The organism is Streptomyces endophytica (assembly GCF_026153355.1).
Lineage (GTDB): Bacteria > Actinomycetota > Actinomycetes > Streptomycetales > Streptomycetaceae > Streptomyces > Streptomyces endophytica.
On the sequence record NZ_CP110636.1, the window covers coordinates 5,280,449 to 5,299,015 of the forward strand.

The window sequence follows — 18,567 nt, forward strand, 5'->3', positions numbered from 1 at the left end:
TCGGTCCTCACCGTTCGTCGGGGTCGTGGTCGCCGCGTGCGGCGTCTTCGAGTTCGCGCAGGACGTGCTCCTCCACCAGCTCCGCGAGGGCGGCGACGGTGCGGGAGACCAGGACGTCCCGGGGGTCAGGGCCACGCCGAAGGTCTCGTTGGCGCGGGCGGCGATGTGCAGGCTGCGCAGGGAGTCGCCGCCGAGGGCGAAGAAGTCGTCCTCGACGCCCACGGCCGTCTCCAGGACCTGGGACCAGAGGTCCGCGAGGACTTCCTCGGTGGGGGTGCGCGGGGCGGTGTGCCCGGCGGGTCCTTCGGGTTCCGGTTCCGGCGCGGGCAGGGCGGCGCGGTCGGTCTTGCCGTTCTCGGTGAGCGGGAAGCGCTCCAGGACGGCGAAGGCCGCGGGGACCATGTGGGCGGGCAGCATACGGGCGGCGAACGCCCGTAGTTCCGGCCCGGTCGGGATGTCGGCCCCGGGCGCGGCCAGCAGATGGGCCACCAGCCGCCGCTGTCCGGGCTCGTCCTCCCGTACGGTCACCACGGCGTCGCGGACGGCCGGGTGGCGGGCGAGCGCGGCCTCGACCTCGCCCGCCTCGATGCGGTGGCCGCGCAGCTTGATCTGGTGGTCGGTGCGGCCGAGGTGGTGGAGGTTGCCGTGGGTGTCGCGCCGCACCAGGTCGCCGGTGCGGTACATGCGGGTGCCCGGCGGGCCGTAGGGGTCGGCGAGGAAGCGGGCGGCGGTCAGGCCGGGGCGGCCCAGGTAGCCGCGGGCCAGGGAGGGGCCGCTGATCCACAGTTCGCCGGGGACGCCGTCGGCTACCGGGCGGAGCCGGGCGTCGAGGACGTAGACGCCGGTGGCGGGCAGCGGGCGCCCGATCGGGGGCGTGCCGCCGTCGGACGGCAGCGGATCGGACCAGGTGGCGACGACGGTGGTCTCGGTGGGCCCGTAGGAGTTGACCATCCGGTGGTGCGGGGCCCAGCGGCCGGCCAGTTCGGCGCCGCAGGTGTCCGCGCCGACGATGAGGGTGCGCAGGTCCGGCAGGGTGCCGGGGGTGTCCGGCGGGACGGTGGCGAGCGCGGCGGGCGGCAGCAGGGTGTGGGTGATGCGGGCGGTCCGCAGCACATCGGCGAGGTCCGCGCCGAGCAGCGGGCCGGGCGGCGGAACCACCAGGCAGGCGCCGTTCGGCAGGGCCATGCACAGCTCCAGTACGGACGCGTCGAAGCTGGGCGTGGCGAAGGCCAGCACGCGGTCCCCGGGCCGGACCTGGTAGTGGTCGGCCTCGGCGGCGGCGAAGCCGGCCAGTCCGCGGTGGGTGACGACGACGCCCTTGGGGGTGCCGGTGGACCCGGAGGTGTAGATGACGTAGGCCGGGTCGTCGAGGTCGAGCGGGCGGGTCCGGTCGTGGTCGGTGGGACGGTGGGACGGGGTGCCGTCCGGGCCGGCCGCCAGGAGGTCCCGGACGTCCGCGGCCCGCAGGGTGACGGCGGGCGCCGCGTCGCGCAGCATCAGGGCGATCCGCTCGTCCGGGTAGCCGGGGTCGACGGGCAGGTAGGCGGCGCCCGCCTTGGCGGTGGCCAGCTGGGCGACGATCATGTCGGCCGACCGGGGCAGCACCAGGGCGACGAGGTCGCCGGGGCCGGTGCCGCGGGCGATCAGCCGGTGCGCGAGGCGGTTGGCACGGTCCTCCAACTCGGCGTAGGTGAGCCGGAGTTCAGGGTCCTCCAGGGCGGGCCCGGTGGGCGAGCGGTCGACCGTGGCCTCGATGAGCGCGGCCAGTGTCGCGGGCGGCACGGCGTCGCCGTCCGGCCGGGCGGACCGGCCGGTCAGCCGGGCGCGCTCCTCCGGCGGCAGCACGTCGATGCCGTCCAGGGAGGCCGCCGGGCCGGGCTCCGCGAGCGCGCCGAGGGTGTGCACGAGCTGTCCGGCCAGGGACCCGGCGGTGGCCTCCTCGAAGTACCGCGGGTCGTAGCCGAGTTCGACGGTCAGCCGGGAGCCGGGCGACACCACCACGGTCAGCGGGTAGTTGGTGGCCTCCAGCGCGTGCAGATCGCGTACCCGGAGGCCGTGCGCGGTGGCGGCCGTGGTGGTGATCGGGTAGTTCTCGAAGACCACCAGGCTGTCGAACAGGGTGGTGCCGGCGGGCAGTTCGCTCCAGTCGTGCAGGTCCGACAGCGCGACGTGTTCGCACCCGCGGGCATCGGCCTGCGCGGTCTGGACGCCGCGCAGCCACTCGGCCGGGGGCGTGTCGCCGCTGACGTCGACGCGTACCGGCAGGGTGGTGATGAACAGGCCCGGGATGGCCTCGGCGCCGGGCAGGTCGGCGGGCCGGCCGGAGACCGTCGAGCCGAAGCAGACGTCCCGTTCGCCGCTCCAGCGGGACAGCAGCAGGCCCCAGGCGCCCTGGACGACGGTGTTGAGGGTGAGGTGGTGGCGCCGGGCGAAGTCCTGGAGCGCGGCGGTGCGTTCCTCGTCGAGGTGGAGCGACAGCCAGGTGCCGGAGCGGGTGGCGGCGCCGGGGCCGGGCGCCGGTCGTAGGGCAGCGGGGTGGGGGCGGTGAGCCCGGCCAGCGCCCGGCGCCAGTGCGCCTCGGCCGGGGCCGGGTCCTGGGCGGCGAGCCAGGCGACGTGGTCCGCGAACGGTCTGCGGTCCGGCAGCCGGGGCTCGGTGCCGGCGGTGAGCGCGGCGTGGCCGGCGAAGACGTCGGCGAGCACCTGGAAGACGCTCCAGCCGTCGAGCAGGACGTGGTGGAAGGTCCACACGACCCGGACCTCGGACGGGGCGAGCCGGATGAGGGTGAGCCGCAGCAGCGGCGGCCGGTCCAGGGCCATGCCGCGGGCCCGGTCCTCGGCGAGCAGCCGTTCCAGCGCGGCCGCCCGCTCGACCGGCGGCAGGTCGCTCCAGTCCAGCTCGGTCACCGGCAGGGTGACGGAGCGGTGCACGGCCTGCAGCGGGGCGGGCGCCTCGTGCAGCAGCACCGCGGTGCGCAGCACGGGGGTGCGGTCGACGACGTGCTGCCAGGCGGCGGCCAGCACCCGCGGGTCACGCACCCCGTCCACGACGAAGGTGGCCTGTTCGACGTAGAGGCCCTCCTCGGGGGCGTCGAGGCCGTGGAAGACCATGCCGGTCTGGGTGGGGGTCAGCGGATAGAGGTCGGTGACGTCCCGGCCGGTGCCGACCAGCCGGTCGACGGTGTCCTGGTCGAGGCGGGCCAGCGGGAAGTCGGAGGGGGTGCGGCCGCCGGTGCCGGGTTCGGCGCAGTGCCGGACGATCTCCCGCAGCTCGGCGGCCATTTCCTCGGCCAGCCGGGTCACGGTGGCGGGCAGGTGCCGCTCGGTCGAGTACGACCAGCTGAACTCCAGCCGCTTGTCCGTCACCCGGCCGACCACGTCGATCAGCTGGGGCCGTTCGGCCGCCGGGTCCATGCCGCCCTCCAGCGGGCCGTACGGTGCGTGCAGCAGGCCGTCGCCCGCCCAGGCGTGCCAGTCCTGCTGGCCGAGGTAGTTGAAGCCGATCTGCGGGGCGTCCGGGAGGTCCGGGGCGGCGGGGCCGCGCAGGTGGCGCAGGGCGCCGTGGCCGAGGCCGTGCCGGGGCAGCGCGCGCAGGCCCTCCTTCACCGACTTCAGGACCGTGGCGAGGGCGGCGCCCGGCGGCACGTCCAGCGCGACCGGGAACATGGTGGTGAACCAGCCGACCGTGCGGGACAGGTCGACGTCGTCGAAGATCTCCTCGCGGCCGTGGCCCTCCAGCCCGACCAGTACCCGGTCGTGCCCGGTCCAGCGGGCCAGTACGCGGCCCAGGGCGCAGAGCAGGACGTCGTTGATCCGGGTCCGGTAGGCGTCGGGCACGTCCTGGAGCAGCCGGCGGGTCTCCTCGGCCTCCAGACGGACGGTCACGGTGTCCTCGGAGGCGGCGGTGTTGCGGCCGGTGCGGTCGGTGGGCAGGGCGGCGGGCGCGTGCGCCCGGGTCCAGTACGGGAGTTCGTCGTCGAAGCCGCCGGCCGCGGTGTGGTCCCGGAGCCGCTGCGCCCAGTCGCGGAAGGACGTCGTCCGGGGCCCGAGCCCGGGCCGGTCCCCGGCGCGCACCGCGCGATAGGCGGTGTCGAGGTCCTCCAGCAGGATGCGCCAGGACACCGCGTCCACGACCAGGTGGTGGGCGGCCAGCAGTAGCACCGGGCGGGCCTCCTCGTCGTCGGCGGGGCGGCACAGCACGGTCTTCAGCAGCGGCCCGTGGGCCAGGTCGAAGCCCGCGCAGAGCTCATCGGACAGCGCGCGCAGCGCCGTGGCCCGGTCCTTCGGGTCCCGGCCGGGCAGGTCGCAGACCTCCAGGGCGGGCGCCGCGCCGGGGGCCGCGGTGTGCTGCCGCCACCGGCCGTCGCCGTCCGGTGCGTACCGGGAGCGCAGCGCGTCGTGGTGTTCCAGCACCGCGGCCAGCGCGGTGCGCAGCGCGTCCTCGTCGGTGTCGGCGGCGAGTTCGTAGGAGAGCGACTGGGTGAAGTGTGCCGCGGTGCCGGGCAGGGTCTCGAACAGCCAGTGCTGGACGGGGGTGAGCGGCACCTCCCCCACCACCGGGCCCTGGTCGGCGGGGACCGCCGAGACCGGCAACCGGCCGACGGCAGCGGCCAGTTCGGCGACGGTCTGGTGGACGAACAGGTGCCGCGGTGCCAGGTCGAGGCCGGCGCGACGGGCCGCGGAGACGATCTGGATGCTGAGGATCGAGTCGCCGCCCAGGGTGAAGTAGTTGTCCTCCACGCCGACCGTCTCCACACCGAGCACCTGGGCCCAGATGGCGGCCAGCGTCCGCTCGGTGTCGGTGCGCGGGGCCACCTGGCCGCCGGTGGGGGCGGTCCAGTCGGGGGCGGGCAGGGCGCGCCGGTCGAGCTTGCCGGTGGTGCCCAGCGGCAGCCGGTCCAGGGGGACGACGACCGCGGGGACCAGGTGGTCGGGCAGGCGCGCGGCGAGGAAGGCGCGTACCTCGGCGGGGTCGGGGCGGGTCGCGCCCCGGCCGACGGCGTAGCCGATCAGGCGCTTGTGGCCGTCGGTCTCGACGACCCGCGCGGCGGCCTCGGCCACGTCGGGGTGGCGGGTCAGCGCGGCCTCGACCTCGCCGAGTTCGATCCGGAAGCCGCGCACCTTGACCTGGTCGTCGGTCCGTCCCAGGTACACCAACTGGCCGTCGGGGTCCCGGCGTACGAGGTCGCCGGTGCGGTACATCCGCGCGCCCGCGGGGCCGTAGGGGTCCGGGAGGAACCGGCGGGCGGTGAGGCCGGGCCGGGCGAAGTAGCCGCGGGCCACGCCGGTGCCGGCGAGGTAGAGCTCGCCGGGTACGCCGACCGGTACCGGCCGGAGCCGGGCGTCGAGGACGTAGGCGCGGGCGCCGCCGACGGGGCTGCCGATGGGCGGGGTGCGGTCCGGGTCGGCGGGGTCGCAGGTCCAGGCGGTGGCGTAGACGGTGGCCTCGGTGGGGCCGTAGATGTTGGCGACCGTGCAGCCGGGGACGGCGGCGCGGACGTCGCGGACGGTGCGGGCGGCGAGCCCCTCGCCGGCGAGGACCACGGTGTCCGCGGTGACGTGCACGGTGTCCTCGGCGAGCAGCCGGCCGAGGGCGGAGGGGACGGCGCTGAGCAGGCTCGCGGTCCAGGGTTCGGTGCGTTCGGCCAGCGCCAGCAGGTCCGCCACGAGGTCGATGCGGCCACCGCAGAGCAGCGGGCAGAGCAGCTCGAAGACCGAGACGTCGAAGTTGAGCGAGGTCGAGGCGACGACATGGGCCAGGCCCCGGCTGCCGAACGCGGTGGCCGCCCAGTCGGCCAGGGCCACCACCGAGCCGTGGGTGACGACCACGCCCTTGGGGCGGCCGGTGGAGCCCGAGGTGTGGATGACGTAGGCGGGGTGGGCGGGCAGCAGGGCGCCGGTCCGCTCGGCGTCGGCGGGGTCGGCGGCGGACTGCTCCGCGAGGCGTCCGGCGAGCGCCGGGTCGTCCAGCACGAGGCGGACGGTGGGCCCGTCGGGCAGGCGGGCGGCGAGGTCGGAGGTGGTCAGGAGGATGTCCGGCCGGACGTCGTCGAAGAGGAAGGAGATCCGCTCGGCCGGGTACGCCGGGTCGACCGGCAGGTAGCCGGCGCCGCTCTTGAGGACGGCCAGCAGGGCCACCGGCAGGTCGGCGGTGCGCGGCAGCGCGAGGGCGACGAACCGTTCCGGGCCGGCGCCCGAGGCGATCAGCAGCCGGGCCAGTCGGTTGGCGCGGGCGTTGAGTTCTCCGTAGGTGAGGTGCGCGGTCCCGGCCACTACGGCCGGGGCGTCGGGGGTGCGGGCCGCCTGTTCCTCGAAGACCTCCGGCAGTACGCGGTGCGGCGTCGCGGCGGCCGGTGCGCCGGACCGGTCGAGGAGGCGGGCGCTCTCCTCCGCGGTGAGCAGCGGCAGGTCCGCGAGCCGGCGCTCCGGGTCGGCGGCCATCTCGGTGAGCAGCACGCGCAGGCAGCCGCCGAGCCGCTCGATGGTGGCGGCGTCGAAGGCGGCCGGGTCGTAGTCCAGGGCGATGGTGAGGCGCTCGCCGGGGGCGACGACCACGCTGAGCGGGTAGCTGGTCGGCTCCAGCTCGCGCTGCTGGGCCACGCGCAGGCCGTGCCGGGCGAGGGCGTCGCGGTCGAACGGGTAGTTCTCGAAGACCACGATGCTGTCGAACAGGCCGACGCCGCCGGGGAGTTCGCTCCAGTTCTGCAGTTGGGCGAGGGAGACGAAGTCGTGCCGGCGGGACTCCGACTGGGCGCTCTGCACCTCGCGCAGCCACTCCAGCAGCGGGCGGTCGGCGTCGATCCGCACCCGGGTCGGCAGGGTGTTGATGAACACGCCGACCATGGATTCCACGCCGGGCAGGTCGGCGGGCCGGCCGGAGACGGTGCTGCCGAAGACCACGTCGTCGGTGTTGCCGTAGCGGCCGAGCAGCAGGCCCCAGGCGCCCTGGAGCACGGTGTTCATGGTGAGGCCGGCCCGCTGCGCGGTCTCCCGCAGCCGTGCGGAGTCGGCCGCGTCCAGCGTGAGGTGCACGGTGTCCGAGGACGCGCTGCGGTGGGCCTCCAACGGCGTGCGGTCGCGGGGCAGTTCGGTGGGGGCGCTGAAGCCGGCCAGCGTGCGGCGCCAGTACTGCTCGGCGTGGGTGTCGTCCTGCTCCGCCAGCCAGCGCAGGTAGCCGGCGAACGGGGCCCGCGCGGGGACCTCGGGGCGGCGGCCGGCGGTGAGCGCGGCGTACCGCTCGAAGACCTCGTCGACGACCTGGGCCGCGCTCCAGCCGTCGAGCAGGATGTGGTGGAAGGTCCACACGAGGCGGACCTGGTCGGCGGAGAGCCGGATCAGGGTCAGCCGCATCAGGGGCGCGGTGGTGAGGTCGAGGCCGACCGCCCGGTCCTCGGCGAGCAGGGCGGCCAGCGCCTCCTCGCCGTGCTCGGCGCTCCGGCCGGTCCAGTCGTGGTGGGTGACGGGAACGGTGGCCCGGGTCTGCACGATCTGCAGCGGTTCGGGGGTCTCCTGCCACACCAGTCGCGTACGGAGCATGGGGTTGGCGTCGGCGGTCTGCTGCCAGGCCGTGGCCAGCGCCACCGGGTCGGTGACCCCGGTCAGCAGCAGCTGGACCTGGTTGAAGTAGGCGTCGGAGGACGGGTCCATCAGGCCGTGGAAGAGCATGCCGGCCTGCATGGGGGTCAGCGGGTAGACGTCCTCCACGGTGCGGCCGTCGGCCACGATCCGGTCCACGGCCGTCTGGTCGAGGCGGGCCAGCGGGAAGTCGGAGGGGGTGCGGCCGCCGGCGTCCGGGGCGGCGCAGTGCGCCACGAGTTCCGTCAGGGCGGTGCGCATGCCCTCCGCCAGGGCGGTGACCGTCTCCTCGTGGTGCACCCCGCGGCTGTAGTGCCAGGTGAGTTCCAGGCTGCCGTCCTCGACCCGGCCCACGACGTCGAGCAGGTGCGGCCGTTCGGACTCGGGTGCGGCGGCGCCGCCGAGTCCACCGCGTACGCCGCGGACCAGGCCGTCGCCGTCGGTGGTCCAGTCGAAGCGGCCCAGGTAGTTGAAGCTGATCGGGGGAAGGGCTGCGTCGGCGATCCCGGCGGTGGGCGCGAGGTGGCGCAGCGCGCCGTGGCCGAGTCCCCGGCCGGGTACGGCGCGCAGCTGCTCCTTGACCGACTTGAGGGCATCGGCCCAGCCGCCGGCCGGCACGTCGAGGGCGACCGGGAACAGGCTGGTGAACCAGCCGACCGTACGGGACAGATCGACGCCGTCGAAGAGGTGGTCCTCGCGGCCGTGGCCCTCCAGGCCGATGGCGACGGTGCGGCGTCCGGTCCAGTCGGCCAGTACCCGGCCGAGCGCGGTGAGCAGGACGTCGTTGATCCGGGTGCGGTAGACGCCGGGCACCTTGTGCAGCAGGTCGGCGGTGTCCCGCGGGTCCAGGCGGACGGTGACCGAGCGCAGGTCGGCGACGGTGTTGCCGCCGTCGGCGTCGACCGGCAGCGGGGCCGCGCAGTGCTCGGCCACCGTCTCCCAGTGGGCCCGCTCGCCGGTGAATCCGCCGGCTTCCGTGTGGGCCCGCAGCCGCCGGGCCCACTCCTGGACGGAGGTGGTGCGGGCGGGCAGGCGGACCGGTTCGGCGGCGCGTGCCTGGCGGTAGGCGGTCTCCAGGTCCTCCAGCAGGACCCGCCAGGAGACGCCGTCGACCACCAGATGATGCACCGTCAGAAAGAGCTGTGCCGCCGGGAGTCGTCTCCCGGTGAAGAGCCGGGCGGCGAGCAGCGGGCCGTCCGCGAGCCGGAAGCCGCCGTGCGCCTCGGCCATGACCGCGTCGGCCTCGGCGGTGCACTCCTCGACGGTGCCCCCGGTCAGAGGGTGGATCCGCAGCAGCCGCGGGTCCGTCGCGTCTGGGCCGGGGCAGTGCTGGTGCCAGGTGCCGTCCGGGCGCCGGTCGAAGCGGGCCCGCAGCGCGTCGTGGTGACGCCACAGCGCGTGCAGTGCCGTCTCCAGCGCCTCCGGGTCGGGGTCCTCCGCCAGTTCGATGACGACGGACTGGTTGAAGTACCCGGGGCGCTGCGGGTCGGCGTCGAGGAACCAGTGCTGGATGGGCGTGAGGTCGACGTCCCCGTCGACCGGGCCGGTGCCGGTGACGGGCGCGGTGGAACCGGTCGCGGCCGCCAGGGCCGCGACGGTCGGGTGCCGGAACACGTCCCGGGGCGTGAGGGTCAGGCCCGCCTTCCGGGCGCGCGAGACGACCTGGATGCTGAGGATCGAATCGCCGCCCAGCGTGAAGAAGTTGTCCTCGACACCGACCCGTTCCACGCCCAGCAGGGTGCGCCAGATCCCGGCGAGGATCCGCTCGGTCTCGGTGCGCGGTGCCACGTGCTCCCGGCACCGGCCGCGGACCAGTCGGGGGTCGGCAGCCGGCGGTGGTCGACCTTGCCGTTGGCGGTGAGCGGCAGTGCGTCCAGGGTGACGAACGCGGCCGGGACCATGTAGTCGGGCAGTTCGGCGGCGAGCGCCGCGCGCAGCTCGTCCACCGGCGGCACGCTGGCGCCCGCGGCGGGTACGACGTAGGCGACCAGGCGCTTGCGGCCGCCGTCCGCGGGGACGGCCACCACCGCCTCGGCGACGGCGTCGTGGCGGATGAGCCGGTCGGCGATCTCGGCCGGCTCGACGCGGAAGCCACGGATCTTGATCTGGTCGTCGGCCCGGCCCACGAAGTGCAGTTCGCCGTCCGGGCTCCAGCGCACGAGGTCGCCGGTGCGGTACATCCGGCTGCCGGGCGGGCCGAAGGGGTCGGCGAGGTAGCGCTCCGCGGTGGCGCCGGGCCGGCCGTGGTAGCCGCGGGCGAGCCCGGCCCCGGCGAGGTACAGCTCGCCGGGGATGCCCGGCGGCTGGGGCTGCAGGGTGCCGTCGAGGACGTAGACCCGGGTGTTGTCCAGCGGGCGTCCGATGGGGAGGGTGGCGGGCAGCGGGTCGCCGGCCCGGAAGACCCGCCGGGTGGCGAAGGTCGTCGTCTCGGTGGGGCCGTAGCCGTCGACCACGGTGAGGCCGGGGCAGGCCTCCAGGACACGGCGCACGGCCCCGCCCGGTACGGCCTCTCCCCCGGTCCACACCTCCCGGGCGCCGCGCAGGCAGCCGGGGTCCTCCTGGGCCAGCAGCCGGAACAGTCCGGCGGTCAGCCAGAGGCAGCTCACGCCCTGTTCGGTGATCGCCCGGCGGACCGTGGCGGCGTCCACGTCCGCGGGCGGGGCCAGGACGACCCGGCCGCCGCGCAGCAGCGGCACCCACAGCTCGTAGGTGGCGGCGTCGAAGGCCTGCGGGGAGTGCAGCAGGACCCGGTCGTGTCCGGCGAAGGCGCGGTCCGAGGCGAGCGCCACGACGTCCCGGTGGCGCACCGCGACACCCTTGGGCCGCCCGGTGGAGCCGGAGGTGAACATCAGCTGGAGCACGTGGTCGGGGTGGACCACGGGTGCGGGCACATCGGCCGGGGCGTGGGCACCCGCTTCGTCGGTCACCAGCAGGGTGCGCCCGCCGGGTGCCACCACGGCGGCGGTGTCCTGCCAGGCGGCGTCCGTGAGGACGAGGTCCGCGGTGCTCTCCGCCAGCACCTGCCGCAGCCGCTGCTCGGGCGCGCGGCCGTCCAGCGGGACGTACACGCCACCGGTCCTGGCGAGCGCCAGCTGGGCGACGACCAGGGCGGCCGAGCGGTCCATGAGGACGGCGACGGGGCGTTCGGGGCGGACACCGAGGGCGGTCAGCCGCCGGGCCAACACCTCGGCCTGTGCGTCGAGTTGGCGGTAGCTCAGGATGCCGTCGCCGGTGTCCAGGGCGGGGGCGTCGGGGGTGCGCCGGACCTGGGCGGCGAACAGCCCGGCGACGGTGTCCTCGGGGAGTGCGGTGGCGGTGTCGTTCCACTCCTCCAGCACCTGCCGGCGGCGGGCGGCGCCGAGGACCGGCAGCCGGGCCGGCGGGCGTTCGGCGTCGTCGGCCATCTCCGCCAGCAGCACGGTGAGGTACTCGGCCATCCGCTCGACGGTGGCGGCGTCGAACAGCTCAGGGTCGTAGCCGAGCCGCAGGGCGAGTTCGGGCCCGGGGTAGGCGACGAGGCTGAGCGGATAGTTGGTGGTCTCGATGCCGTCGAGTCCGGTAAGCCGCAGGCCGTGCGCGGCGGCGAGGTCGTCGCCGACCGGGTAGTTCTCGAACACCACGATGCTGTCGAAGAGCCGGGCCTGTTCGGGGAGTTCGGTGAGGGCCTTCAGCCGGGCGAGCGGTACGTGGTCGAAGCGCCGGTCGTCGGTCTGGATCTCCTGCACCCGGCGCAGCCAGTCCCGCACGGTGCCGTCGGCGGGGACCGTCAGCCGGGTCGGGACGGTCGCGATGAACAGGCCGTTCATCGCCTCGACGCCGGGCAGCTCGGGCGGCCGGCCGGAGACGGTGGTGCCGAAGACGACGTCCGGCCGGCCGGTCTGGCGGGCCAGCAGCAGCGCCCAGGCGCCCTGGACGAGGGTGTTGACGGTCAGGCCGGCGCCGCGGGCGAGGTCGTCCAGGCGGGTGGAGGTGGCGGCGGGCAGGGTGACCCGTACCGCCGCGGAGGACTCCGCGCGGTGGGTCTCGGTGGGTTCGCGGTCGTAGGGCAGCGCGGTGGGTTCGCCGAGCCCGGCGAGGCGGTCCCGCCAGTGCCGTTCGGCCTCGGTCCGGTCGCGGTCGCGCAGCCAGGCGACGTAGTCGCGGAACGGCCGGCGGACCGGCAGGCCGGTGTCGGTCGGGGCGCCGTCGTCGCCGCCGTCCGGGCCCCGCAGCAGCGCGTGGCTGCGGAAGACGTCGGACAGCACCTGGAACAGGCTCCAGCCGTCGAGTATCAGGTGGTGGAAGGACCACACGACCTGCACTTCGGTGGCGGACAGCCGGGCCAGGGTCAGGCGTTGCAGCGGGGCGGTGTCCAGGTCGATGCCGCGCCGCCGGTCCCGGTCCTGCAGGTCCCGCAGTCGCCGCTGCCGTTCGTCGCCCGAGAGGCCGCGCCAGTCCAGGTGGGTGACCGGCACCTCGGCGCGGCGTTCGACGACGAACAGCGGCTCGGGCACGTCGTGCCAGACGACGCGGCCGCGCAGCACCTCGGTCCGGTCGGTCATCCGCTGCCAGGCCGCGGCCAGCGTCCGCGGGTCGGGCACGCCGTCCAGCACGAAGGTGAGCTGCTGGTGGTAGACGCCCTGGTCGTCCTGGGACAGCCGGTGGAAGAGCATGCCGGCCTGGGTGGGGGTGAGCGGGTGGATGTCCTCGACGGTCCCGCCGTGCCCCACCAGCCGGTCCACGGTGGGCTGGTCGAGGTCGGCCAGCGGGAAGTCGGACGGGGTGCGCCCGCCCGCCCCGGGCCGGGCGCCGTGCCGGGCGATCTCCTCCAGCGCCCCGGCGAACCGCCCGGCGAGGTGGGCGACGGTCTCCTCGTGGTGCAGGTTCGCCGAGTAGAACCAGGTGAACTCCAGTGCGTCGCCGTTGAGTTGGCCGACGACCTCCAGTGCGTGTGGCCGTGCCGCGGACGGGTCGGCGTCCAGTGACAGCCCGCGGTGCAGACCGCGGTAGAGGCCGTCGTCGCCGTCGGGCAGACCGAACTGGCCCAGGTAGTTGAAGCTGAGGCCGGCGGTCGGCGCCCCGGGCAGGCCGGCCGTGCCGCGCAGATGGCGGTGGACACCGTGGCCGAGGCCGCGGCGGGGCACCGCGCGCAGCTGTTCCTTGACGGACTTGAGCACGGTGCCCCAGTCCGCGTCCGGTGCCACTCTGAGGGCGACCGGGTAGCGGGTGGTGAACCAGCCGACCGTACGGCTGAGGTCGACGTCGTCGAAGAGTTCCTCGCGGCCGTGGCCCTCCAGGTCCACCGGGGTCCGGTCGCGGCCGGTCCAGTCGCGCAGCGTCCGGCCGAGCGCGCTGAGCAGCACGTCGTTGACCTGGGTGCGGTAGGCGGCGGGGAGGGTGTGCAGCAGGACGGCGGTGGTCTTCGGGGTGAGGCGGACGGTCACCGAGCGGGCCGAGGCGTAGGTGTTGGGACCGTCGAGATCGGTCGGCAGCGCGGGGTCGCAGCCGGCGGCCAGGTCCGTCCAGTAGCCGGCCTCGTCGTCGAAGCCGCCTGCGTCGGCGTGGTCGGTCAGCCGGCGCGCCCAATGGCGCAGCGGAGTGGACTTCGGCGGCAGGGCGGCGGGTTCGCCCCTGCGGCGCGCCCGGTAGGCGCGGTCCAGGTCCGCCAGCAGCAGCCGCCAGGAGACGCCGTCGACGACCAGGTGGTGGACGGTCAGGTGGAGGACGGCGGGCCGTCCGTCCGCGCGGTCGTGCAGGACGGCGCGCAGCAGCGGCCCCCGGGCGAGGTCGAACGGGCCCAGATGGGGTGCGTCGTCGTCGGGCCCGGTGTGCCGGTGCAGGACGAGGTGGGGCGGCGCGGCGTCGATGTGCTGCCGCCGGCGGCCGTCGCCGTCTCGGTCGAAGCGCGAGCGGAGCGCGTCGTGGTGGGCGACCAGGTCGCGCAGGGCCTGCTCCAGCGCCAACGCGTCGTGGTTGTCGGGGAGTTCGACGGAGAGCGTCTGCCCGAAGTGGCCGGCCCGCTCGGCGTCGGTCTCGAAGAGCCAGTGCTGGATCGGGGTGAGCGGGGCGTCGCCGGTGGCGGCCTCGTCGGCGCGCGCGGGCCCGGCGGGGCGGTCGGCGGCGTCCAGGCACTGGGCGAGTGCGCCGACCGTCTGGTGCCGGTAGACGTCGCGCGAGGTCACGGCCAGGCCCGCCTGCCGCGCCTGGGCGACCACCTGGATGCTGAGGATCGAGTCGCCGCCCAGCGTGAAGAAGTTGTCGTCGACGCCGACCCGTTCCACCCGCAGCACGTCGGCCCAGACCGCGGCCAGCGCCCGTTCGGTGGCGGTGCGCGGCGCCACGTAGTCGGTCGTGGTCCCGACGGACCGGTCGGGGGTGGGCAGCCGGTCGCGGTCCAGCTTGCCGTTGGGGTTGAGCGGCATCGCCGGCAGGACGACGACCGCGGCGGGCACCATGTAGTCGGGCAGCCGGCGGCCGAGCGCGCGGCGGATCGCGTCCGGGTCGGCCTCCGTTCCGGGCGCCGGGACGACATAGCCGATCAGCCGCTTGTGTCCGTCGTCCTCCCGGGTGGTGGCGGCGGCCTGGGTGACGTGGTCGCAGGCCAGCAGGGCCTCCTCGACCTCGCCCAGTTCGATCCGGAAGCCCCGCACCTTGACCTGGTGGTCGGCCCGGCCCAGGTACTCCAGCTCGCCGTCGGCGGTCCACCGCGCCAGGTCGCCGGTGCGGTACATCCGGCTGCCCGGTCCGGCGAACGGGTCGGCGACGAACCGGGCGGCGGTGAGCCCGGGCCGCCGGAGGTACCCCGGGCCAGCCCGCCGCCCCCGAGGTACAACTCTCCCGTCACGCCCGGCGGTTGGGGCCGGAGCCGGGAGTCGAGGACGTAGGCGCGGGTCCGGGCGACCGGTCGGCCGATCGGCGGGGCCTGCTCGGGGGTGCCGTCGCCGGCGAACCACGCCGTGGCGTACACGGTGGCCTCGGTCGGACCGTAGATGTTGGCGATCTCGCAGGCCGGCATAGTCCGGCGGATCTCCCGCACGGTCCGCGCGGGCAGCGCCTCGCCGGCCAGGACCACGGTGCCGGCCCGCACGGCGACGTCCCGGGTGAGCATCCGGGACAGCACCGAGGGCACGCCGCTGATCAGCCCGGCCTGCCGCGGGCCGGCGTCCGGCGGCCCGTCGGCGAGGGCCGGCAGGTCGGGCACCACGTCGATGCTGCCGCCGGAGAGCAGCGGGCAGAGCAGTTCGAAGACCGATACGTCGAAGTTGAGCGAGGTGGAGGCCACCACGTGTGCCAGCCGCTGCGGGCCGAACCGCTCCCCCGCCCAGGCCGCCAGGTCCGCCACGCTGCGGTGGGTGACCAGCACGCCCTTGGGCCGGCCGGTCGAGCCGGAGGTGTAGATGACGTAGGCGGGGTGGCCGGGGTCCAGCGGCCGGACCCGCTCGGCGTCGGTCAGGTCGTGCGCGGGGCCGGCGGCGAGCGCGTCGGCGGTGCCTGGCTCGTCCAGGACGAGTGCCTCGGTGCCCTCCGGGAGGCAGCCGGCCGTCTCGCGGGTGGTGAGGACCACGGCGGGGCGGGCGTCGGCGAGCATGAAGCGGATGCGGTCGGCCGGATAGCCGGGGTCCACCGGCAGGTAGCCGGCGCCCGCCTTGAGCACCGCCCACAGGACGGTGAGCAGGTCGGCGGAGCGCGGCAGCGCCAGCGCCACCAGGGACTCGGGGCCGGCGCCGCGGGCGGCCAGCATCCGGGCCAGCCGGTTGGCGCGGCGGTTCACCTCGGCGTAGCTGAGCCGGGTCTCCCCGCAGACCACGGCGGTGCGGTCGGGGGTCCGGGCGGTCTGCTCCTCGAAGAGCGCCGGCAGCGTCGTCTCGCGGCCGGGCGCCTGCGGGGTGTTCCAGGCGTCGAGCATGGTGCGCCGCTCGTCGTCGGTGAGCAGCGGGAGTTCGGCGACGGTCCGGTGCGGGCCGTCGGCCATGCCCGCCAGCAGCAGGTGCAGATGGCGGGCCAGCCGGGCCGCGGTCGCGGCGTCGAACAGGTCGGTGTTGTACTCGACGGTCAGCCCGAACGAGCCGTCGCCGCGCGGCAGGAACTCCAGCACCAGGTCGAAGCGGGCGGCCGGGCGCGGCAACGGGTGCTCGTCGATCCGGACGCCGCCGGCCCGCCCGGGCGGCACCATGGCGGTCTGCTGGACGACGAGGACCTGCACCAGCGGCGTGCGGCTGGGGTCGCGGGGCGGCGCGAGCTCCTCGACGACCCGGTCGAAGGGCACCCCGTCATGGGCGAAGGCGTCCAGCAGCGTCGCCCGCATGCCGTCCAGGAAGCGGTCGACGGTGGCGGTGCCGTCCACATCGCTGCGCAGCACCACGGTGTTGACGAAGAAGCCGGCCACCTCCTCCAGTTCCCGGCGGTCGCGGCCGTTGGTGACGGTGCCGAAGGCGATGTCCCGCTGGCCGGTGTAGCGGGAGAACAGCACCGCGGCCGCGCCGGAGAACAGGGTGAACAGGGTGGTGCCCTTGGCCCGCGCGAGCCGGGACAGGCGGTCGGTGAGGTCGGCGGGCAGTTCGTGCCGGTGGGCGGCGCCCGCCGTGGTGCGCACCGGCGGCCGGGGCCGGTCGGCGGGCAGGTCCAGCTGCGGCAGGCCGGCCAGCTGCCGCTTCCAGTACGCGAGGTCGTCGGCCTGCCGCTCCGGGGCCGGCCGACCGTGCTCCCAGAGCGCGAAGTCCGGGTACTGGAGGGCGGGTTCGGGGAGACCGTCGGGGGTCCCCGCGGCCTCCGCGGCGTAGAGCGCGGCCAGTTCGCGGACGAGGAGGCCGACCGACCAGCCGTCGGTGACGATGTGGTGCTGGGCCAGGAGCAGCAGGTGCTCGTCCTCGTCGAGCCGGACGAGCAGGGCCCGGGTCAGCGGTCCCTGGTCCAGGTCGTAGGCGCGCTGGAGCTCCTCGGTGAGCAGGCGCTCGGCCTCTTCGGGCGCCGGGCGGCCGGCCGGGTGCGCAGGTCGGCGGTGCGCAGCGGCAGGGCGGCGGGGCCGTCGACCCGCTGCACCACGCGTCCGTCGACCATCGTGAAGGTGGTGCGGAGCGCGTCATGGCGGGCGGCGAGCCGGTCCAGGGCGCGGCCGAGCGCCCCGGTGTCCAGCGGGCCGCGCAGCCGCAATCCCACGCCGGTGTGGTACTCGGTGCCGCCGGGGGTGAGGTCGTCGAGGAACCACAGGCGCTGCTGGGCGCGGGAGAGCGGCAGCGCGCCGGTGCGCGGGGCCGCGGTGACCGGCCCCGACGGGTCGTGGGTGTCCGCCGCGTCGAGGAGGGCGGCCAGCCCGGCCACGGTCCGGGCGGTGAACAGGTCCCGCACGGTCAGCCGGACGGCCCGTTCGTCCCGGATGCGGGAGAGCACGCGGACGGCCACGACGGAGTCGCCCCCGAGGGCGAAGAAGTCGTCGTCGGCGCCAACGGGTCGGACGTCCAGGACGTCGGACCAGATGGCGGCGACGGTCCGCTCGGCGGGCGTCCGGGGCGGGGTGTGGCCGGTGCCGTGGAGCGGGCCGGGCGCGGGCAGGGCGCGCCGGTCGACCTTGTGGTGCGCGGTGAGCGGGAGGGCGTCCAGGACGACGACGGCGGCCGGGACCATGTGGGCCGGCAGGGTGCGGGCGACCGCCGTCCGCAGCGTCCCGGGCCGCGGGGCGCGGGCCGGGTCGGCGGCCGTGACGTAGCCGACCAGCCGCTGCCGTCCGGGCTCGTCCTCGCGCACCACGACGACGGCTTCGCCCACGTCCTCCTGGTCCGCCAACGCCGCCTCGATCTCGCCGAGTTCGACGCGGAAGCCGCGGATCTTGACCTGGTGGTCGGTCCGCCCGAGGAACTCCAGGTCGCCGTCGGCGTTCCGGCGCGCCAGGTCGCCGGTGCGGTAGAGCCTGCTGCCGGCCGGCCCGTACGGATCGGCCACGAAGCGCGCGGCGGTCAGGCCCGGGCGGCCGAGGTAGCCGCGGGCCACCCCCTCGCCGCCGATGTACAGCTCACCGGCGGCTCCCGGCGGCACCGGCCGCATCGCCTCGTCGAGCACGTGGACCTGGGTGCGGGGCAGCGGCCGGCCGATCGGCGGGGTGCCCGCGCCGACGGCCAGCGGCCCGGTCCAGGAGGCGACCACCGTGGCCTCGGTGGGGCCGTAGGAGTTGATGAGCCGGCGGCCCGCCGCCCAGCGGTCGGCCAGGTCGGCCGGGCAGGCCTCGGCTCCCACGATCAGGGTGCGCAGGTCCGGCAGCGGATGGCCGTCCGCCGGGCCGGGCAGCGTGCCGAGCGCCGCCGGCGGGATCAGCGCATGGCTGATCCGGTGTTCCCGCAGCACCTCGGCGAGTTCGTCCCCCAGCCACGGGCCGTCCGGCGGGATGACGAGGGTCGCTCCCGACAGCAGGGAGATGCACAGTTCCAGGACGGACGCGTCGAAGCTGGGCGAGGAGAACTGCAGCACCCGGTCGCCCGGCCCGACGGCGTATCGTTCCTGCGCCGCGGCGGTGAAGGCACCCAGGCCGGTATGGGACACCACCACGCCCTTGGGCACGCCGGTCGAGCCGGAGGTGTAGATGACGTAGGCCGGGTGCCCGGGGCGCAGCGGGGCGAGCCGGTCGGTGTCCTGCGGGGCGTGGTCCGGGCCGGTCGCGCGGCGGATCCGGTCCGGGTCGTCGAGGACCACCGCCGGCGCCGCGTCGGACAGCAACAACTCCCGGCGTTCGGCGGGTAGGCCGGATCGACCGGCAGGAAGGCGCCGCCGGCCTTGGCCACCGCGAGTTCCGCCACGATCAGTTCGACCGAGCGCGGCAGCACCAGCGCCACCGTGCGCTCCGGCCCCACCCCGTCCGCGATCAGCTCGTGCGCAAGGCGGTTGGCCCAGGCGTCGGCCTCGCGGTAGGACCAGGTCCGCCGGCCGTCCGTCACCGCGGGCGCCTCGGGGGCGCGGGCCACCCAGGCCGCGAACAGTTCGGCGAGCGGGGAGCGCGGCACCGGACGGACCGGCTCGGCCCCGGGAA

At 75.8% G+C, this 18,567-nt stretch carries 1 pseudogene; it reads right to left on the minus strand.

From position 1 onward, the window contains the following. Positions 1–7: 7 nt before the first annotated feature. A pseudogene (locus OJ254_RS31725) lies at positions 8–18,541 on the minus strand (non-ribosomal peptide synthetase). Between the last annotated feature and the right edge of the window lie 26 nt (positions 18,542–18,567).